A 20260-nucleotide genomic window follows, 5' to 3' on the forward strand; every position below is an offset into this window, starting at 1 on the left:
GCGGTCATGCCCACGCTGATCCTGGTGCGGCACGGCCGCTCCACCGCCAATACCGCCGGGGTGCTCGCCGGACGGGCGCCCGGAGTCGCCCTCGACGAGCGCGGCGCGGCTCAGTCCGCCGCGCTGCCCGCACGGCTCGCGCAGGTGCCGCTGACCGCCGTCGTCTCCAGCCCGCTGCAGCGCTGCCGGGAGACCGTGGCGCCGCTGCTGGACGCCCGGCCGTGGCTCACCCTGCACACCGAGGACCGGATCAGCGAATGCGACTACGGCGAGTGGTCGGGCCGGAAACTGGCCGAACTGAGCGATGAGCCGCTGATGGAGGTCGTCCAGCGGCACCCGTCCGCCGCCGCCTTCCCCGGCGGTGAGTCGATGCGCGCGATGCAGGCCCGCGCGGTGGACGCGGTACGGGACTGGAACGCCCGGATCGAGGAGGCGCACGGCCCCGAGGCGACCTACGCCATGTGCTCCCACGGCGACATCATCAAATCCCTGGTCGCCGACGCCCTGGGCATGCACCTCGACCTCTTCCAGCGGATCTCCGTCGAGCCCTGTTCCGTCACCGCGATCCGCTACACCCGGCTGCGCCCCTACCTCGTCCGGCTCGGGGACACCGGCGACTTCGGATCGCTGGCCCCCCGGGAGGACGGCGGCGCCGCGGCGGCCGAGCGGGACGCGGCAGTCGGCGGTGGTGCGGGAGCAGCGTGATCAGTCGGCGCAGTAGGGTGGTGCGACGGCGCTGCCCGCCACGCCCCTGCGATCCGCGCAGTGACCGCAGGACGTGCAGCGACCGCAGAGCCCCCGCAGTCGAGCAATCGGAGCAGGACGTTGTCCCGTCAGGTGTTCTTCTACGACGCGCCGGACCGCTTTGTGGCCGGTACGGTCGGGCTGCCTGGCCGCCGTAGCTTCTACCTCCAGGCCACCGCGGCCGGCCGCACCACCAGCGTTGCCCTGGAGAAGACCCAGGTCGCCGCGCTCGCCGAGCGGATCGACGAGCTGCTGGACGAGGTCGTGCGGCGCAGCGGCGGCAACGCCCCGGTGCCCGCCGTCTCGCCCGCCGAGCTGAGCGACACCGCCCCGCTGGAGTCGCCGGTCGAGGAGGAGTTCCGGGTCGGCACGATGGCGCTCGCCTGGGACGGCGAGGACGAGCGGATGATCGTCGAGGCCCAGGCCCTGGTCGAGCTGGACGCGGACAGCGACGAGGACCTCGCCGACGCCGAGGAGCGGCTGCTCCAGGACGACGAGAACGGCCCGCCGATGTTGCGGGTGCGGCTCACCGGAACCATGGCCAGGGCGTTCGCCAAGCGGGCGCTGGAGGTCGTCAACGCCGGCCGCCCGCCGTGCCCGCTGTGCAGCCTGCCGCTCGACCCGGAGGGACACGTATGCCCGCGCCAGAACGGATACCGGCGGGACGCCTGAGCGCCATGGAGTCCGCCGCAGAGCCCGCCGCACCGCTGCCCGGCCCCGCCCGGCCGCAGGACCCGCCGGAGCCCGCCGGGAACCCCTCGGACGCCCTGCTCGCCGAAGGGGAGCTGACCGTCCGCGGCCGCATCCAGGAAGCGTCCAACGCGGTGCTCTACTGCACGGTCGCCCAGGACGGCCACAACACCGCCTGTGTCTACAAGCCGGTGGCCGGCGAGCGCCCGCTGTGGGACTTCCCCGACGGCACCCTCGCCCAGCGTGAGGTCGCCGCCTACGAGATCTCCCGGGCCTGCGGCTGGGACCTGATCCCCCCGACGGTGCTGCGGGACGGCCCGTACGGGACCGGCATGGTCCAGGAGTGGATCGATCCGCCGGAGAGCAGTGACGAGGTGCCCGAGCTGCTGGCACTGGTGGAGGACGAGGAGCCGGAGCCCGGCTGGAAGGCCGTCGGGCTCGCCCAGATCGGTGAGGGCCGCACGGCGCTGCTGGTGCACGCCGACCATCCGCAGCTGCGGCGGCTCGCGGTGCTCGACGCGGTGATCAACAACGCCGACCGCAAGGGCGGTCATCTGCTGCCCGGCGCCGAGGGAGCGTTCTTCGCCATCGACCACGGCGTGACGTTCCACGCCGAGGACAAGCTGCGCACCCTGCTGTGGGGGTGGGCGGGGGAGCCGCTGACGGACGAGGCGCTGGCGGTCCTGCGGGGCCTCCAGGACGCGCTGGAGGACGGCCGGCCGCTCGCCGCCCGACTGGCCGAACTGATCACGGACGCCGAGATCGAGGCGTTGCGGGCGCGGGTGGCCGGGCTGCTGCGCAGCGGCCGGCACCCGGAGCCGAGCGGCGAATGGCCCGCGATCCCCTGGCCACCGGTCTGATCCGCCGGGAACCCGGGCCGTAGCGCGGGTGCTTCCTTGCACGTACGACCGTCGAACACAAGAGCGCCTTTCCGGCCAGACCTCCGGTCCGGTTCGTATGCGGAACATCCATCCGGTTACGCTCATGGCATGCATGCATGGCCCGCTTCTGAGGTCCCCGCCCTGCCTGGCCAGGGCCGCGACCTGAGGATCCACGACACCGCGACCGGCGGACGGGTAACCCTCGACCCCGGTCCCGTCGCCCGTATCTACGTCTGCGGCATCACGCCCTACGACGCCACCCACATGGGGCACGCGGCGACCTACAACGCGTTCGACCTGGTTCAGCGCGTGTGGCTCGACACGAAGCGTCAGGTGCACTACGTACAGAACGTCACCGATGTCGACGATCCGCTGCTGCAGCGGGCCGTGGCCACCGGCGACGACTGGACCGCGCTTGCCGAGCGTGAGACCGCCCTGTTCCGCGAGGACATGACGGCCCTGCGGATGCTGCCGCCCCGCCACTACATAGGCGCCGTCGAGTCGATACCCGGCATCGTCCCGCTGGTGGAGCGGCTGCGCGACGCCGGCGCCGCCTACGAACTGGACGGCGACATCTACTTCTCCGTCGAGTCCGACCCGCACTTCGGCGAGGTCTCCGGGCTGGACGCCGAGGCGATGCGGCTGCTGTCCGCCGAGCGCGGCGGCGACCCGGAGCGCGAGGGCAAGAAGAGCCCGCTCGACCCGATGCTGTGGATGGCCGCCCGGGACGGCGAGCCGAGCTGGGACGGCGCCTCGCTCGGCCGCGGCCGGCCCGGCTGGCACATCGAGTGTGTCGCCATTGCCCTGGACCACCTCGGGATGGGCTTCGACGTCCAGGGCGGCGGCTCCGATCTCGCCTTCCCGCACCACGAGATGGGCGCCTCGCACGCCCAGGCGCTCACCGGCGAGTACCCGTTCGCCAAGGCGTATGTGCACGCCGGGATGGTCGCCCTGAACGGCCAGAAGATGTCCAAGTCCAAGGGCAACCTCGTCTTCGTCTCCGCGGTACGGCGCGACGGCACCGACCCGGCCGCGATCCGGCTGGCGCTGCTCGCCCACCACTACCGCGCGGACTGGGAGTGGACCGACGCGGTGCTGGAAGAGGCCGTGGAGCGGCTGGCGCGCTGGCGTGCGGCGGTCTCCCGTCCTGACGGCCCGTCCGCCGATGACCTCCTGGCGGAGATCCGTGCGGCGCTCGCCGACGACCTGGACTCCCCGGCCGCTCTCGCGGCCGTGGACCGCTGGGCCGCCGCGCAGCAGGACGGGGGAGGCACCGACGAGGGCGCCCCCGGACTCGTCTCCCGCGCGGTCGACGCCCTGCTCGGCGTGGCCCTGTAACGACCCGTCATCTCCGTTCCGTCCGTCAGGGGCGCTTCCGCCGAACCGGTGGGAGCGCCCCTTTCTCCTTGCGGGGCCGGGGACTTACGGCGCGGGCGGTTTTCGGGCACTTACGGCGCCGGCGGTGGCGGGAGCTCGCGGCGCTGACGGGAAAACGCCAGGGGCGCCGCACCGGCCCGCAGGCCGTCCGGCGCCCCTGGCGCGGCGGGGAGTGGTCCCCGGCGCTCAGTTCCCGTTGCCCTCCGGGCCGTCCTCCGGCCCCGGGGAGTCGGCCGGGTCCGCGTCGCCCGAGGTGTCCGGGCTCTCCGCGGTGCCGTTGCCCTTGGCCGTGTCCTTCGGACCGGTCGCCGTGTCGTCGCCGGTCTTCGGCTCGCGGGGTTCCTTGGACACCGGGCGGGGCGGGCGGGTGCGGCCGCTGGTGGTGTCGCGGAGGTAGGAGCTGTCGCGGCCGTCCGTGAGGCCGCCTTCGGTGGCCACGCCGGGACCGGCCTGCGGGTCGCGGCGGCGCAGATAGCGCTCGAACTCGCGGGCGATGGCCTCTCCGGACGCCTCCGGCAGATCCGCGGTGTCCCGCGCCTCCTCCAGCGACTGGACGTACTCGGCGACCTCGCTGTCCTCGGCCGCCAGTTGGTCCACGCCCAGCTGCCAGGCGCGGGCGTCCTCGGTCAGCTCGCCCAGCGGGATACGGACGTCGAGGAGGTCCTCCAGGCGGTTGAGCAGCGCCAGGCTGGCCTTCGGGTTGGGCGGCTGGGAGACATAGTGCGGCACCGCGGCCCACAGGCTCACCGCGGGGACACCGGCATGGGTGCACGCCTCCTGAAGGATGCCGACGATGCCCGTGGGGCCTTCGTAGCGGGACTCCTCCAGATCGAGCCGGGTGGCCAGATCCGCGTCCGAGGTGACCCCGCTGACCGGCACCGGGCGGGTGTGCGGGGTGTCGCCGAGCAGCGAGCCCAGCACCACCAGCATCTCCACCCCCAACTCATGGGCGAAGCCGAGGATTTCGTTGCAGAACGAGCGCCAGCGCATGCTGGGCTCGATACCGCGGACCAGGACGAGGTCGCGGGTGCGCCCCTTGCCGTTCGTGTCGCCGACGCGGACGACGGAGAGCCGGGTCGTCGGCCAGGTGATCTTGCGGACCCCGCCGTCCAGGAAGACGGTGGGACGGTTCACCTGGAAGTCGTAGTAGTCCTCCGCGTCCAGCGCGGCGAAGACCTCGCCCTTCCATTCCCGGTCGAGATGTGCGACCGCGGCGGAGGCGGCGTCGCCGGCGTCGTTCCAGCCTTCGAACGCGGCCACCATGACCGGGTCGATCAGCTCGGGTACCCCCTCGAGCTCGATCACCCAGCGCCTCCTTCCGACCGGTCCGGCCGCCTGGGGCGGCCGCCGGCAGCAGTTCCATTACGTGCGAACCCAAGACTACGGCTTCCGTGGTGCCGGTCCGTAGCCCCTTTACGGGCAGACGTAGCTATTCATCCGACCTGTCGCCAGGAGCATTGGCTCAACTTCCGTACGGGGTCTGGACGCGGTCTTGCGCACGGGTCTATACATCGGATGTCCGGGAAAGGTCCGATGTTCTTCCGCAACATCCCTGGGGGCATGCGCATGGCCGTGACCGACACCGTCACCGGGCTGGAGGTCCATGACGTCCGCTTCCCCACTTCGGAGCGGCGCGACGGCTCGGACGCCATGAACCCGGACCCCGACTACTCCGCCGCCTATGTCGTGCTGCACACCGACGGCGGCCCCCAGGGACACGGCTTCTGCTTCACCATCGGGCGCGGCAACGACGTCATGGCCGCCGCGATCCGGTCCCTCGCGCCCTACGTCACCGGCCGCCCCGCACCCGCCACCGCCGCCGATCTCGCCGCCCTGCACCACGACCTCACCCACGACTCCCAGCTGCGCTGGCTCGGCCCCGAGAAGGGCGTGATGCAGATGGCGGCCGGGGCCCTGGTCAACGCCGCCTGGGACCTGGCCGCGGGCCGGGCCGGGCTGCCGGTGTGGGAATTCCTCGCCACGCTCACCCCCGAAGAGCTGGTCTCCCTCGTCGACTTCCGCTACCTCTCCGACGCCCTGACCCCCGACGAGGCGCTGGCCCTGCTGCGCGCCGCCGAACCCGGCCGCGCCGCCCGCACCGCCCGCCTCAGGGCCGAGGGCTACCCCGCGTACACCACCTCGCCCGGCTGGCTCGGCTACGACGACACCGAGCTGGTACGGCTGGCGAAGCAAGCGGTGGCCGACGGTTTCGGCCAGATCAAGCTGAAGGTGGGCGCCGACCTCGACGACGACAGACGGCGGCTGCGGCTGGCCAGGGACGCGGTCGGCCCCGGCATACGGATCGCCGTCGACGCCAACCAGCGCTGGGACGTGGCCGAGGCGGTCCGCTGGATGACCGCACTGGCGCCCTGGGCCCCGTACTGGATCGAGGAGCCGACCAGCCCCGATGACGTCCTCGGGCATGCCGCGGTGCGCTCCGGACAGCCCGTGAAGGTCGCCACCGGTGAGCATGTCGCCAACCGGGTGGTCTTCAAACAGCTGTTGCAGGCCGGGGCCGTGGACTTCGTCCAGATCGACGCGGCCCGGGTCGCCGGGGTCAACGAGAACCTCGCGATCCTGCTGCTGGCCGCGAAGTACGGGGTGCCGGTGTGCCCGCACGCGGGCGGGGTGGGGCTGTGCGAGCTGGTGCAGCATCTGTCGATGTTCGACTACGTGGCGGTGTCCGGGAGTTGGGAGGACCGGGTCATCGAATACGTCGACCATCTGCACGACCACTTCACCGACCCCGTCGTCCTCGACCACGGCCGCTACCGCGCCCCGACCGCCCCCGGCTTCTCCGCCCGGATGAAACCCGCTTCCCTCGCCGCCCACCGCTACCCCGACGGACCCGTGTGGCGCGCCCGTCAGAAGCCGCGGCACCACCAAGGCGAACAGGAGGTCTCCGTATGAGCGACGCACCGCGGACCGGCCGCCACCCGGCCGACTTCGAAGGGATGGCCGCCCTCGTCACCGGCGGCGGCTCCGGCATCGGGGCGGCCACCGCCGCGCTCCTGATGGCGCGCGGCGCACGGGTCGCCGTCCTGGACCGGGACCCGGCCGGGGCGCCCGCCGGGGCGATCCAAGTCACCGCCGATGTGTCCTCCGACGCCGCCGTACGGGCCGCCGTCGGCGCGGCGGTGCGGGAGCTGGGCGCCCTGCACACCCTCGTCGGCAACGCCGGGGCCGGCGCCATCGGCACCGTCGAGGACAACGACGACGCGGAGTGGCACCGGGTCCTGGACGTCAACGTGCTGGGCCTGGTGCGCACCGCCCGCGCCGCACTGCCGGCCCTGCGCCGCACCGCCGCCGACGCCCCCGGCCGGGTCTCCATCACCCACACCTGCTCCATCGCCGCCACCGCCGGCCTGCCGCAGCGTGCCCTGTACGGCGCCAGCAAGGGCGCGGTGCTCTCCTTGACCCTCGCGATGGCCGCCGACCACCTCCGCGACGGCATCCGCGTCAACTGCGTCAACCCGGGCACCGCCGACACTCCATGGATCGGCCGCCTGCTGGACCGCGCCGACGACCCGGCCGCCGAACGCGCCGCTCTCAACGCCCGCCAGCCGATGGGGCGGTTGGTCACGGCCGGGGAAGTGGCCGCGGCCATCGCCTCGTTGGCGTCGCCGTCCGCCTCCGGCATCACGGGGACGGCGTTGGCCGTGGACGGGGGGATGCAGGGGGTGCGGGTGCGGGGTGGGGGGTGAGGTGGGGGGCCGCAGGAGCCAGAGGAGCCGCGGGAGCCGTACACCACGACCGCAGCAGCCGTACACCACGACCAAGGGACCACCCATGAGATTGCGTACGACCGGCGCGGCGGCCTGCGCCGCGGTGCTCGCCATCGCCGCGCTCGCCGGCTGCAACCGCGGCAGTGACACCGCGGGCGGCAGGATCGGCATCGATATGCCCCGTACGGACACCGACTTCTGGAACTCCTACCAGCAGTACCTGGAAAAGGACCTGGACCACGGCGGCCCGGCCGCGCTCCCGCTGTCCAACTCGCAGAACGACATCGCCAAGGTCGTCTCCAATGTGCAGGCGCTGACCGACCAGGGCGCCAAGGCGATCGTCATGGCACCGCAGGACACCGGCGCCGTCACCGCCGAGCTGCAGCGGCTGGCGGAGAAGAAGATCCCGGTGGTGAGCGTGGACACCCGCCCCGACGAGGGCAAGGTCTACATGGTCGTACGGGCCGACAACCGCGCCTACGGGGAGAAGTCCTGCGAGTACCTCGGCAAGCAGCTCGGCGGCAAGGGGCGGGTCGCCGAACTCCAGGGCGACCTCAGCTCGATCAACGGGCGGGACCGCTCCGAGGCGTTCGCGTCCTGCATGAAGAAGAAGTTCCCGAAGATCACGGTGCATGAGCTGGCCACGGACTGGAAGGGCGAGGTCGCCTCCGGCAAGCTGCAGAGCCTGCTCGCCCAGCACCCGGACCTCAACGGCATCTATATGCAGGCCGGGGGCGCCTTTCTGCAGCCCACGCTCGCCCTCCTGGAGCAGAAGAAGCTGCTCAGGCCGGCCGGTTCCGACGGGCACATCACCATCATCTCCAACGACGGCATCCCGGACGAACTGGACGCCATCCGCGCCGGCAGGATCGACGCCACCCTCTCCCAGCCCGCCGACCTCTACGCCAAGTACGCGCTGTACTACGCCAAGGCCGGACTGGACGGCAAGACCTTCCGGCCGGGGCCGACCGATCACGGCTCCACCATCGTGAAGATCAAGAACGGTCTGGAGGACCAGCTCCCGGCGCCCCTGGTCACCAAGGACACCGTCAACGACAAGAAGCTGTGGGCCAATCAGTTCGAGAAGAAGAAGTAGCCGCCGTGGACAGCCACGACCGGGCGGCGGCGGTGCACGCCGAGGGGATCGTCAAACGCTACGGGCCCACCGTCGCCCTCGACGGCGCCCGGCTGACCGTACGGCCCGGGGAGGCGCACGCCCTCGTCGGCCGCAACGGCGCCGGCAAATCCACCCTGGTGTCCGTGCTGACCGGTATGGAGCGCCCGGACGCCGGCCGGGTCACCTTCGGCGGCGCGCCGGCGCCCGGCTGGGGCGACACCGCCGCCTGGCAGCGCAAGGTCGCCTGCGTCTACCAGAAGTCGATGACCGTGCCGGACCTGACCGTCGCGGAAAACCTCTACCTGGGCCGCTTCCAGGGCGCGCACACCATCCGCTGGCGGGCGCTGCACACCCGGGCCCGCGCACTGCTCGCCGAATACGGCGTCGAGGTCGACACCACCGCCCGGATCAGGGATCTCGGCGTCGAACAGCGGCAGTTCGTGGAGATCGCCCGCGCGCTGTCCCGCGGCGCCCGGCTGATCATCCTCGATGAGCCCACCGCCCGGCTCGACGCGGGCGGTATCGACCGGCTCTTCGCCAAGCTGCGCGGGCTGCGCGCCCAGGGCGTGGCCTTCCTGTTCATCTCGCACCATCTGCAGGAGGTCCACGAACTCTGCGACACCGTCACCGTCTTCCGTGACGCCCGGCATGTGCTGACCGCGCCGGTCCCGGGGCTGGCCAAGGACGTACTGGTGGCGGCGATGACGGGGGAGGAGCCGACGGCCGTACGGAAGCCCCGGACGGGTACGCGCCCTACGGGCGAGCCGGTGCTGCGGACCGAAGCCCTGGCCGTGGACGGGCACTTCGCACCGCTTGACCTGACCGTACGGGCCGGTGAAGTGGTGGGGCTCGCGGGCGCCTCGGCAGGGGGGAGCACCGCGATCGGCGAGACCTTGGTGGGGCTGCGGACGCCGGATGCCGGGCGGATCGCGGTGCGCGGCCGTCCGGTCCGTACGGGCAGCGTCCCGCACGCCCTCGACGCGGGCATCGGCTATGTCCCCGAGGACCGGCACCGCCAGGGGCTGATCCCGGGCCGCAGCGTCGCCGAGAACGCCACCCTCACCGTCACCGGCCGGCTCGGGCCGATGGGCACCGTACTGCCCTCCCGGACCCGTGCGTTCGCCCGGCGGATGATCGCGGCGCTCGACATCCGGACGACCGGGCCCGGCCAGCCGGTGTCCGGCCTCTCCGGCGGCAACCAGCAGAAGGTCGTGATCGCCCGCGCGCTGGCCCGTGACCCCGCGGTGCTGGTCGCCATCCGGCCCACCAACGGCGTCGACGTCAAGTCCAAGGACGCGCTGCTGGGGGTCGTCCGGGAGGTCGCGGACGGCGGCAGCGGCGCCGTGATCGTCTCCGACGAGCTGGACGACCTACGGGTCTGCGACCGGGTGCTGGCGGTCTTCCACGGCCGGGTGACCGCCGAATTCCCGGCGGGCTGGCGCGAGGGGGAACTGGTCGCCGCGATGGAGGGGATGGCCGTCGGCGGGCGGGAGCGGGGCGGCCCGCCCGGCGAGGACGGAACCGAAGGAAACCCAGGGACCCAGGGACCGGAAGGAACCGCGCCATGACCGAGACCGCAACGCCTCCGGCCACCGACGCGGTGGACCGGCCGCCGCCGCGCCGGCTGCCCTGGACCGGGCCGGCCCGCTGGCGGGACTTCTCCCTGGTCCCGGTGATCTTCGTGCTGGGCGTCATCGGCTTCATCGTGTCGCCCGCGTTCCTCACCCAGGACAACCTCATCGGCGTCGTGCAGCAGTCCACGGAGCTGGGCCTGCTGGTGCTCGGCGAGGCACTGATCCTCATCAGCGGGCGGATGGACCTGTCGCTGGAGTCGACCATCGGCCTGGCGCCGGTGGTCGCCCTGTGGCTGGTGATGCCCGCGCACGGCGCCCGCTTCGCCGGGCTGGAGCTCTTCCCCGCCTGGACGGCGATCCCGCTCTGCCTGGCCGTGGGCGCGGCGGTCGGCGCCGTCAACGGCTTCCTCATCCTCACCCTGCGGGTCAACGGCTTCATCGCCACCCTCGGCATGCTCACCATGCTCCGCGGCCTGCACGTGGGGATCTCCGAGGGCCGGTCCATCGGCGAGGTGCCGGAGTCCTTCGCCTATCTGGGCAAGGCCGCCTGGCTGGGCGTGCCGGCCGCCGTCTGGATCTGTCTGGCCCTCTTCGCGCTCGGCGGCGCGGTCCTGGGCTACCACCGGCACGGGCGGGCGCTGTACGCCATCGGCGGCAATCCGGAGGCGGCCCGCGCGGCCGGTATCCGGGTGGACCGCCTCACCTGGATCGTGCTGGCCCTCGGCGGGGTGCTCGCCGCCTTTGCCGGGATTCTCTACACCGGCCACTACGGCGCGGTCTCCGCGAGCCAGGGCAACGGCTGGATCTTCCAGGTGTTCGCCGCCGCGGTGATCGGCGGGATCGGCCTCAAGGGCGGCCGGGGCACCCTCTTCGGCGCGCTCACCGGCGTGCTGACGCTCCAGCTGGTGATCAATGTGATGACGCTGGGCGGAGTGCCGCCGCTGTGGACCCAGTTCCTCAACGGCATGATCATCATCGTCGCCCTGGTCATCTCCCGCTTCACCAGCGGCGAGAAACAGGACTGACCGACAGGAGCGCGGGATGAGCTATCCGCCATACGGGCCACGGGAGTTGGGGCGTACCGGCGTCACCGTCCCGCCCCTGGGCCTGGGCTGTGCGCCGCTCGGCAACCTCTACCGCGCTGTGCCGGAGGCGCAGGCGCGCGAGGTCGTCCGCACCGCCCTCGCCACCGGCGCCCGCTACTTCGACACCGCGCCCCACTACGGCGTGGGCCTGTCCGAGGAACGCCTCGGCCGGGCGCTGCGCGGCCACGACCGCACCACCTACACCCTCTCCACCAAGGTGGGGCGCCGGCTGCGGCCGCTCGCCCCAGGGGAGCGGGCAGCGGGCGAGGGCTTCGTGGACACCCCCGCGCGGGCCCGTGTACGGGACCTCTCCCGCGACGGCATCCGTGCCACGCTGGAGGCGTCCCTGACCCGGCTCGGTGTGGACGCCGTCGACATCGTCTATCTGCACGATGTCGAGGACCAGCTGCGCGAGGTGTACGAGACCGGCTTCCCGGCGCTGGCCGAGCTGCGGGCGCAGGGGGTGGTCCGGGCCATCGGGTTCGGCATGAACCACAGCGATGTGGCGGCCCGTCTGGTCGCCGACCTCGATGTCGATGTGGTGCTGTGCGCCGGGCGCTGGACCCTGCTGGAGCGCACCGCCCTGGACGATCTGCTGCCGGTCTCCGCGCGCCGCGGCACCTCGGTGGTCGTCGGCGGCGTCTACAACTCCGGCCTGCTGGCCGACCCCACACCCGGCGCGCCCTACAACTACGCACCGGCGCCTGCCCCGGTGCTCGACCGGGCGCGTCAACTTGCCGCCGTCTGCGCAGAGTTCGATGTGCCCCTCAAAGCGGCGGCGCTCCGCTTCCCCTTCGGGCACCCGGCCGTCGCCGCTGCCGTGGTCGGAGCCGCGGCACCGGACGAAATGGCCGAGAACGCAAGGCTGTTCACCCATCACATCCCGGACGCGCTGTGGCATACGCTCGTCGCCCGCGGCCTGCTCGACGCCGATCTGCCGCTGCCCCTGAACGACTGAGCCCGATCCCGGAGCGCGCCCCTGATGCGTATCGACGCCCATCACCACCTGTGGGACCTCAGCCGCCGCGAACAGCCCTGGATGGACGGGCCCTGGGCCGACCCGATCCGCCGTAGTTACGCGCTGTCCGACCTCGCCCCCCATCTGGACCGGCACGGCGTCGACGGCACGATCCTCGTCCAGTCGTCGTCCTCGTACGAGGAGACCGCCGAACTGCTCACCCTCGCCGCGGGGGAGGGGCCGGTCACCGGCGTCGTCGGCTGGGCCGAGCTGTGCGACCCGGCGCTCGCCGAGGTCCTCGCGGCGCTGCCCGCCGGGCTGGTCGGCATCCGGCACCAGGTGCAGGACGAACCGGACCCCGACTGGCTCACCCGCCCGGACGTGCGGCGCGGTCTGGCCGTCCTGGCCGACGCCGGGCTGGTCTACGACCTGCTGGTCACCCCGCGCGAACTGCCCGCCGCGCAGCACGCGGTCCGTGCCCTGCCCCAGCTGACCTTCGTCCTCGACCACGCAGCCAAACCGCCCGTCGTCACGGGGGAGTGGCAGCCGTGGGCGGACGCCGTCACCGCCCTCGCCGCCCTGCCGAACGTCAGCTGCAAGCTGTCCGGACTGGTCACCGAGGCCGACTGGGACGCCTGGCGGCCCCAGCAGATCCTGCCCTACGCCCGGCACGCCCTGGACGCCTTCGGCCCCGACCGCGTGATGTTCGGCTCCGACTGGCCGGTCTGCACCCTGGCCGCCGGTTACGAGGACGTGGTGGCACTCGCGGAGGCCGCCACGGGCCAACTCACGGCGGCGGAGCGGTCGGACGTCTTCGGGGGGACGGCCGGGCGGGTCTACGGGGTCGCGGCACCGCCGTCACGGCCGGCACCGGAGCGGCCGGGCCGCTGACCTGGCGTCCGGTCCGCCGGTCCCGGCCCCGGTTCCCGTCGCACCGGAGCGGCCGGGCCGCCGACGCGGCGTCCGGATTCCGCCAGCCCCAAGACCCGCCGCGCCGGAGGATCGAGTCGTACCGCGGGGAGGCACCCGCGACAGGTGCCGCCGGTGCGGAAGCCCCGCGTTTCCGCCCGGCCGCGCCCGGCCACGGACGACTCGATACGAAGGTGATGACGATGACGGCGACGGTGCTGGCGGCGACGGCGACGGCGGTCACGGAGGCGGCGGGGCACGGCCCCCGGCCGCTCGCCGGCAAGGCGGCCCTGGTGACCGGCGGCAGCCGGGGGATCGGCCGGGCGATCGCGCTGCGGCTGGCCGCCGACGGCGCCGCGGTGGCCGTGACCTTCCGGAGCGGGCAGGACCAGGCCGGGCAGGTGGTCAAGGAGATCGAGCAGGCCGGCGGGCGGGCATGGGCGGTACGGGCCGACAGCTGTGACGCGGAAGCGGTGCGGGCCTCGGTGGCGGGCGCCGCCGACCGGTTCGGGCGGCTGGACATCCTGGTGAACAACGCGGGCATCGGTGTGCTCGGACCGTTCGAGGGCATCTCCCTCGACGATGTCGACCGGGTGCTGTGGACCAATGTCCGGGCGCCGTTCCTGGCGGCGCAGGCCGCGGCGGCGCATCTGACCGAGGGCGGGCGGATCATCTCCATCGGCAGCTGTATGGCCGAGCGGGTCGCCTTCCCCGGCGGCACCCTCTACGCCACCAGCAAGGCCGCGCTCACCGGCCTGACCAAGACCCTGGCCAGGGAGCTGGGCCCGCGCGGCATCACCGCCAACTTGGTGACCCCCGGCCCCATCGACACCGAGATGAACCCCGCCGACGGCGAGAGCGCGGCGACGCAGGCCGGGCTCACCGCCTTGGGGGCGTACGGCCGGGCCTCGGACGTCGCGGCGACCGTGGCCCATCTGGCGGGCGACGGCGGACGGTACATCTCGGGCGCCTCGATCGCGGTGGACGGCGGCTTCGCGGCCTGACACCGGGGCGCGGTGGCGGGCGGCGGCCTCACAGCGAGGCGCGCAGCCACTGCTCCACGCTGGCGATGTGTACGGTCGCCCAGGCCCGCGCCGCCTCCGCGTCCCGGTCGCGGAGCGCGCCGAGGATCGCCCGGTGCTCGGTGAGGGTGCGGGTCACCGCGTCCTTCTGCGTCAGCCCCCGCCAGACCCGGGCCCGGGTGGTCGGCCCGGACAGTCCGTCCAGCAGTGAGCAGAGCACGGAGTTGCCGGACGCCGCGACGATGCCGCGGTGGAACTCCAGATCGCAGGCGACCAGATCCTCGACCGAGGGGCTCGGCCCCAGCGCGTCCAACCGCTCCTCCAGGACGTCCAGTTCCGCCGTGCCGATCCGGCCGGCCGCCATCGCCGTGGCGGCCGGCTCCAGGATGCGGCGGACGGCGAGGAACTCCAGGACCGTGTCATCGCGGTGGAAGTCCACCACGAAACTCATGGCCTCCAGGAGGAGTTGCGGATCGAGGCTGGTGACGTAGGTGCCGTCGCCCTGGCGCACGTCCAGGATGCGGATGAGGGAGAGCGCGCGCACGGCCTCGCGCAGTGAGTTGCGGGACAGCCCGAGCTCGGCCGCCAGCTCGCTCTCCTTCGGCAGCCGGTCGCCCGGCCGCAGCGCCCCGGAGACGATCATGCCTTTGATCTTCTCGATGGCCTCGTCGGTGACCGCCATGCCGACCTCCCCGCTGGACCCGCCCGGATTCCGCCACAGACATCCGATGTCTGGGCTCATTATGACCGGTCAGGCCGGCCCCAGCCGCTCCCGTACGCGGCCCAGTCCTCCTCCGTGGCGGCGAAGTCGACATACAGCGCCATTCCGAACCGCCGGCGGTCCCGGTCCTCACGGGTCAGCCCCAGACGTATGCCCCGCACCGCCGCGCGGACCGTCTCCGCCGAGGCATGATGGCCGACGCTCTCGGTGTGGAAGAACGGCAGCCCCATCAGCAGATCGGTGTGCCGCCCCGTCGCCGCCAGCGCCAGCCGGGTCTGCTGCGCCACATAACCGCCGTAGAGACTCTCGGCGGGCAGCCCGGTGTCGTACGACATCAGCGCGATCTGGTCGACCCGGCGCGCCACCTGCCCGAAGAACCGCTGGGATATCCACTTGCGGTGGCCCGTCAGCGCCCCGCTGACCGTGTGCAGTCCGGGCAGCGGGTCGATCTGGTGGACGGCGACGGACAGCACCGCGCCCCGGCCCCGGACCACGGGCCCGAGCCGGTCCAGCAGCCGCAGATAGTCGGCATTGCCGGAATGCAGCGGCTCCAGATCGAGATGGACCCCGGCGAACCCGGCCGCCAGCACCTGGCGGGCACTGGCCACGATCGCCCGCCGGGCCGAGGCGTCCGACAGCCGCAGCCCGCCCCGTTGCCCCGGCTCGTAGACCAGCCGGTCGCCCAGCCAGGCGTGCACCCGCACCGACGGCAGCGCGCGGTGCAGTGCGGTGATCAGCCACCGCGCCCGCGGGTAGGCGCGCCGGGCCGGCGGCAGGGTGCCGTCGTGCTCCAACGGCCCGGCGTGCACGTACAGATCACGTATTCCGGAGCCCGCGAGACGGCGGCGCAGCGCCGCCACGTCCGAGGCGTCCCGGCGCCCGTCCACCCAGGCATGGCCGAGCCAGAGCGCATCGCGCCCCCGTGTCATGGCCCCCGGAGCGGCCTCGCCCGCGTACTGGGCGCGCAGCGCCGCCCCCGCCACCGTCACCGGCAGCACGAGCAGCACGGCGACCGTCCAGGCCGCCCACTTCACCGCCCGCCGCCCGCGCCGCCGCGCCGTCGTCTTCCCCCGCTGATGCATTCCGGATCCCCGCCATCCCCCGTCGATCTCCGGCACACATCATCGCAGCCGCCACTGACAGTGACCGCCGAGGGCCCGCCCCGCACCCGCCGCGCCCCGGCCCCGCCCGCGCAAACGGCGATGGGGCGGCCCTATGGACCGCCCCATCGTCACTCATCGCACACGTTCTTGACGCGCCGTCAGTCACACTCGACCGTGCTGCGCCGGCGTCAGTCCGTCAGCATGTCCTTGACCTTGGCCCGGACGTCCTCCGTGTCGAGACCCCGGATCATCAGGGTCGTACGGCGGCGCAGCACATCGTCGACCGTCTCGGCCCACTCGTGGTCGCGGGCGTAGGCGACCTGCGCCCAGATCTCCGGGGCGTCGGGGTGGATGCGCTCGGCCAGCGCCGGGTTCTCGTTCGCCAGCCGGGCGATGTCGAAGGACAGCGAGCCGTAGTGGGTGGCGAGGTGCCGCGCGGTCTCCGGGGCCATCCGCGGGCCGGGCGTACCGCCGTCGACGAGCAGCCGGTGCGCGACCGCGTTCGGGTTGGCGATACCGGGCAGCGGGAGCTTCTTCGGCAGGTGCGCGAGCGGCTCCATGTCCTCGGCCAGCGGGTGGCCGGGCAGCGCCGCGAGCTTGCTCATGACCGTACGGCCGATGTGCCGGAAGGTCGTCCACTTGCCGCCGGCCACCGACAGCATGCCGCCGCTGCCCTCGGTGACGACCGTCTCGCGCTTGGCCTTGGAGGTGTCGCCGGGGCCGCCGGGCAGCACCCGCAGACCCGCGAAGGAGTAGGTGATCAGATCGCGCGACAGCTGCTGGTCACGGACGGAGAAGGCCGCCTCGTCCAGAATCTGGGCGGTGTCCTTCTCGGTGACCGCGACATCCGCCGGGTCGCCCTCGAACTCCTCGTCCGTGGTGCCCAGCAGCAGCATGTCCTCCCAGGGGAGGGCGAAGGTGATGCGGTACTTGTCGATCGGGGTGGCCAGCGCGGCCTTCCAGGGGGCGGTCCGCTTGAGGACCAGGTGCGCGCCCTTCGACAGCCGGATGGAGGGAGCCGCGTTCGCGTCCTCCATCTTGCGCAGGTGGTCCACCCACGGACCGGTGGCGTTGAGCACCAGGCGGGCGTTGACGCCGAACTCCTCGCCCTCCATACGGTCCTTGAGTTCCGCACCGGTGACCCGGCCCTGGGTGAAGCGCAGCCCGGTGACCTCGGCGTGGTTGAGGACCGTGGCGCCGGCCGCGGCCGCCGCACGGACGGTCATCAGGGCCATCCGGGAGTCGTTCATCTGGTCGTCGCCGTACACGGCCACGGCCTTGAGGTTGTCCGTCCGCAGCTCCGGCACGTCGCGCTGCGCCTTGGCCGGGGATATGACATGGCCGACGCCGTCGCCGAACGCGGACAGCGCCGAGTAGGCGAAGACGCCCGCGCCCAGCTTGGCGGCGCCGTGCGGGCCGCCCTTGTAGACGGGCAGGTAGAAGGTCAGGGGGTTGGCGAGGTGCGGTGCCACCTGACGGGACACCGCCCGCCGCTCGAAGTGGTTCTCCGCCACCAGCTTGACCGCGCCGGTCTGCAGGTAGCGCAGACCGCCGTGCAGCAGCTTGGAGGAGGCGGAGGAGGTGGCGCCGGCGAAGTCACCGGCGTCCACCAGGGCCACCCGCAGTCCGGCCTGTGCGGCGTGCCAGGCGGTGGAGATGCCCAGGATGCCGCCGCCGATCACCAGGAGGTCGTACGTCGCCTTGGAAAGCTGCTCCCGGGTCTCGGCACGGCTCGCGTGCGAACCACTGGCCGGGTGCGTCCCGAGTGCCGGGACGCTCTGCAGGGTGCTCATGATTACTCCTCGTCCTCGATCCAGCCCATGGTCCGCTCGACGGCCTTGAGCCAGCTCTTGTACTCGCGGTCACGGGTGGCCGCATCCATCCGGGGGGTCCACTCGGCGGCCCGGCGCCAGTTGGCGCGCAGCTCGTCGGTGCTGGACCAGAAGCCGACGGCCAGTCCGGCCGCGTAGGCAGCGCCGAGGCAGGTGGTCTCGGCGACCATCGGGCGCACCACGGGGGCGTCCAGGAAGTCCGAGATGGTCTGCATCAGCAGGTTGTTGGAGGTCATGCCGCCGTCGACCTTGAGCGAGGTCAGCTCGACACCGGAGTCCTTGGTCATGGCGTCGGTGATCTCGCGGGTCTGCCAGGCGGTGGCCTCAAGTACGGCGCGCGCGATGTGCGCCTTGGTGACGTAGCGGGTCAGGCCCGCGATGACACCGCGCGCGTCCGAGCGCCAGTAGGGGGCGAACAGGCCGGAGAAGGCCGGCACGAAGTACGCGCCGCCGTTGTCCTCGACCGTGCTGGCCAGCGTCTCGATCTCGGCCGCGCTGTTGATGAGCCCCATCTGGTCGCGCATCCACTGGACGAGCGAGCCGGTGACGGCGATGGAGCCTTCCAGGGCGTAGACCGGCTGCTGGTCGCCGATGCGGTAGCCGACCGTGGTCAGCAGCCCGTTGTAGGAGTTCACCGGCTCGTGGCCGGTGTTCATCAGCATGAAGGTGCCGGTGCCGTACGTGGACTTGGCCTCACCCTGCTCGAAGCAGGTCTGGCCGAACAGCGCGGCCTGCTGGTCACCGAGCGCCGAGGCGACCGGCACACCGGCCAGCACCCCACTGGTGGAGCGGCCGTAGACCTCGGAGGAGGACTTGATCTCCGGCAGGACGGCCGCCGGGATCTCCATCGACGCGAGGATCTTCGGGTCCCACTCAAGACGGTGGAGGTTCATCAGCATGGTGCGCGAGGCGTTGGTGACGTCGGTGACGTGCACGCCGCCGTCGACGCCGCCGGTCAGGTTCCAGATGACCCAGGAGTCCATGGTGCCGAAGAGGATGTCGCCGCGCTCGGCGCGCTCGCGCAGGCCCTCGACGTTGTCGAGCAGCCAGCGGATCTTCGGTCCGGCGAAGTACGAGGCCAGCGGCAGCCCGGTCTCCCGGCGGAAGCGGTCCTGGCCGACGTTGCGGCCGAGCTCCTTGCAGAGCGCGTCGGTGCGGGTGTCCTGCCAGACGATGGCGTTGTGAACCGGTTCACCGGTGGTGCGGTCCCACAGGACGGTGGTCTCACGCTGGTTGGTGATGCCGATCGCCTTGACGTCGGCGGCGGTGAGCCCGGCCTTGGCGACGGCGCTGTCGACGACCTGCTGGACGTTGTTCCAGATCTCGGTGGCGTCGTGCTCGACCCAGCCCGGCTTCGGGAAGATCTGCTCGTGCTCCTTCTGGTCGACCGAGACGATCCGGCCGTCCTTGTCGAAGACGATGCAGCGGCTGGACGTGGTGCCCTGGTCGATGGCCGCGATGAACGGGCCGTGCCCGTGGGAGGAGGTGCTGGGGGTGTCGCTCATGGGTTGCTCCAAGAAGTCTGTGCGGGCGGAGTCGGGGCGGTCAGGCGGCTCAGGCGAACGCCACCTGGTAGATGCCCCCGGCGAGGGCTCCGCCGATGAGCGGGCCGACGACCGGGATCCAGGCGTAGCCCCAGTCTGAACCGCCCTTGTTCCGCAGCGGCAGAAGTGCGTGCACGATGCGCGGACCGAGGTCGCGGACCGGGTTGATGGCGTACCCGGTCGGACCGCCCAGGGACAGACCGATGCCGGTGACGACCAGCGCGACCAGGAGCGTGCCGATGACGCCGACGCCCTTGCCGTTGTCGCTCAGACCGAGCGTGAGGATCGACAGCACGAGCACCGAGGTGGCGATGATCTCGGTGAGCAGGTTCTGCGCCGCGTTCCGGATCTCCGGACCGGTGGAGAAGATGCCGAGGACCGGTCCCGCCTTGGGCGCGGCCGACTGGTCGACCAGTCCCTCCTCGCCGGTGTGGTCGGCCAGCACCTCGGGGTCACTCAGGTGAGCCTGGAACTGGCCCATGTAGGTGACCCAGACCAGCACCGCGCCGATCATGGCGCCGAGCATCTCGCCGGCGATGTAGACCGGCACCTGATTCCACTCGATGCCGCCCTTGATGGCGACGCCGATGGTGACCGCGGGGTTGAGGTGTGCGCCGGACTTCGCGGCGATGTACGCACCCGTGAGGACGGCGAAGCCCCACCCGAAGGCGATGGCGACCCATCCGGCGTTGAACGCCTTGGAGCGCTTGAAGGTGACGGCGGCGCAGACGCCACCGCCGAGCAAGATCAGAACAGCGGTACCGATGGTCTCGCTGATGAAGATGTCGGAGCTGGACACCCGCGACTCCTTTGTCCTTCGTCCAGGGGAAGGCGGACCCCGGGTCCCGTCCGGTGGTCCGCGCCCTCCGAGAGGGCGGTGGTCGGCCCGCGGCAATGCCCCACCATAGCGAATATTGCCGTTAGGTGTTCGACAATGCCGACCGACGAACGGCAGTTTTGTTCACCGGTAGAAACCCG

General features: G+C 72.3%; 18 protein-coding genes. 12 read left to right on the plus strand and 6 right to left on the minus strand.

The window, feature by feature from the left end; translation table 11 throughout:
- Positions 1–6: 6 nt before the first annotated feature.
- From STRTU_RS28765 to mshC, 4 genes are all read left to right on the plus strand, one after another.
- Entirely contained in the window at positions 7–705 is a 699-nt protein-coding gene (locus tag STRTU_RS28765; protein WP_159747592.1) for a histidine phosphatase family protein, read from the plus strand.
- A 120-nt stretch (positions 706–825) separates the two neighbouring features.
- The gene (locus STRTU_RS28770) at positions 826–1416 is read left to right on the plus strand and encodes a DUF3090 domain-containing protein (protein ID WP_129247423.1); all 591 of its coding nucleotides are present in this window, start codon (positions 826–828) and stop codon (positions 1414–1416) included.
- A gap of 5 nt (positions 1417–1421) precedes the next feature.
- Complete coding sequence (locus STRTU_RS28775; protein WP_159747594.1) at positions 1422–2294, plus strand: SCO1664 family protein; 873 nt, start codon at positions 1422–1424, stop codon at positions 2292–2294.
- A 129-nt stretch (positions 2295–2423) separates the two neighbouring features.
- On the plus strand, positions 2424–3653 hold the full coding sequence (gene mshC / locus STRTU_RS28780) for a cysteine--1-D-myo-inosityl 2-amino-2-deoxy-alpha-D-glucopyranoside ligase (protein ID WP_159747596.1): 1230 nt from the start codon (positions 2424–2426) through the stop codon (positions 3651–3653).
- Between the two features lie 225 nt (positions 3654–3878).
- Here mshC and STRTU_RS28785 read toward each other — a convergent pair whose 3' ends face one another.
- Entirely contained in the window at positions 3879–4997 is a 1119-nt protein-coding gene (locus tag STRTU_RS28785) for a PAC2 family protein (protein WP_159747599.1), read from the minus strand.
- 261 nt (positions 4998–5258) lie between these two features.
- Here STRTU_RS28785 and STRTU_RS28790 point away from each other — a divergent pair, with 261 nt between their 5' ends.
- The 8 genes from STRTU_RS28790 to STRTU_RS28825 all read left to right on the plus strand — a co-directional run bounded on the left by STRTU_RS28790 (position 5259) and on the right by STRTU_RS28825 (position 14064).
- Entirely contained in the window at positions 5259–6602 is a 1344-nt protein-coding gene (locus tag STRTU_RS28790) for an enolase C-terminal domain-like protein (RefSeq protein WP_174879022.1), read from the plus strand.
- Complete coding sequence (locus STRTU_RS28795; RefSeq protein ID WP_159747601.1) at positions 6599–7396, plus strand: SDR family NAD(P)-dependent oxidoreductase; 798 nt, start codon at positions 6599–6601, stop codon at positions 7394–7396. The genes STRTU_RS28790 and STRTU_RS28795 overlap by 4 nt, the downstream gene beginning before the upstream one ends.
- An 85-nt stretch (positions 7397–7481) precedes the next feature.
- On the plus strand, positions 7482–8513 hold the full coding sequence (locus STRTU_RS28800; RefSeq protein ID WP_159747603.1) for a sugar ABC transporter substrate-binding protein: 1032 nt from the start codon (positions 7482–7484) through the stop codon (positions 8511–8513).
- A gap of 5 nt (positions 8514–8518) precedes the next feature.
- Positions 8519–10102: a sugar ABC transporter ATP-binding protein gene (locus tag STRTU_RS28805; RefSeq protein WP_246241489.1), complete on the plus strand. Its 1584-nt coding sequence runs from the start codon at positions 8519–8521 to the stop codon at positions 10100–10102.
- A complete protein-coding gene (locus STRTU_RS28810; RefSeq protein ID WP_159747605.1) occupies positions 10099–11133 on the plus strand; it encodes an ABC transporter permease in 1035 nt (344 codons plus the stop codon). The genes STRTU_RS28805 and STRTU_RS28810 overlap by 4 nt, the downstream gene beginning before the upstream one ends.
- Positions 11134–11149: 16 nt before the next feature.
- Entirely contained in the window at positions 11150–12151 is a 1002-nt protein-coding gene (locus STRTU_RS28815) for an aldo/keto reductase (protein WP_159747607.1), read from the plus strand.
- Positions 12152–12175: 24 nt separating this feature from the next.
- On the plus strand, positions 12176–13042 hold the full coding sequence (locus STRTU_RS28820) for an amidohydrolase family protein (RefSeq protein WP_159747609.1): 867 nt from the start codon (positions 12176–12178) through the stop codon (positions 13040–13042).
- 215 nt (positions 13043–13257) lie between these two features.
- Positions 13258–14064 (plus strand): SDR family oxidoreductase, encoded by an 807-nt coding sequence (locus STRTU_RS28825; protein WP_218039343.1) that lies wholly within the window; start codon positions 13258–13260, stop codon positions 14062–14064.
- A 28-nt stretch (positions 14065–14092) separates the two neighbouring features.
- Here the strand turns inward: STRTU_RS28825 and STRTU_RS28830 are convergent, their stop codons facing one another.
- From STRTU_RS28830 to STRTU_RS28850, 5 genes are all read right to left on the minus strand, one after another.
- The gene (locus STRTU_RS28830) at positions 14093–14764 is read right to left on the minus strand and encodes a FadR/GntR family transcriptional regulator (RefSeq protein WP_159747611.1); all 672 of its coding nucleotides are present in this window, start codon (positions 14762–14764) and stop codon (positions 14093–14095) included.
- Positions 14765–14823: 59 nt separating this feature from the next.
- Complete coding sequence (locus STRTU_RS28835) at positions 14824–15885, minus strand: glycoside hydrolase family 18 protein (RefSeq protein WP_159747613.1); 1062 nt, start codon at positions 15883–15885, stop codon at positions 14824–14826.
- Between the two features lie 209 nt (positions 15886–16094).
- Entirely contained in the window at positions 16095–17699 is a 1605-nt protein-coding gene (locus STRTU_RS28840; protein WP_159747615.1) for a glycerol-3-phosphate dehydrogenase/oxidase, read from the minus strand.
- A gap of 2 nt (positions 17700–17701) precedes the next feature.
- Positions 17702–19243 (minus strand): glycerol kinase GlpK, encoded by a 1542-nt coding sequence (glpK, locus tag STRTU_RS28845; RefSeq protein WP_159747617.1) that lies wholly within the window; start codon positions 19241–19243, stop codon positions 17702–17704.
- Positions 19244–19292: 49 nt separating this feature from the next.
- On the minus strand, positions 19293–20081 hold the full coding sequence (locus STRTU_RS28850) for an MIP/aquaporin family protein (protein WP_159747619.1): 789 nt from the start codon (positions 20079–20081) through the stop codon (positions 19293–19295).
- Between the last annotated feature and the right edge of the window lie 179 nt (positions 20082–20260).

The sequence above is a fragment of the Streptomyces tubercidicus genome (genome assembly GCF_027497495.1).
Lineage (GTDB): Bacteria > Actinomycetota > Actinomycetes > Streptomycetales > Streptomycetaceae > Streptomyces > Streptomyces tubercidicus.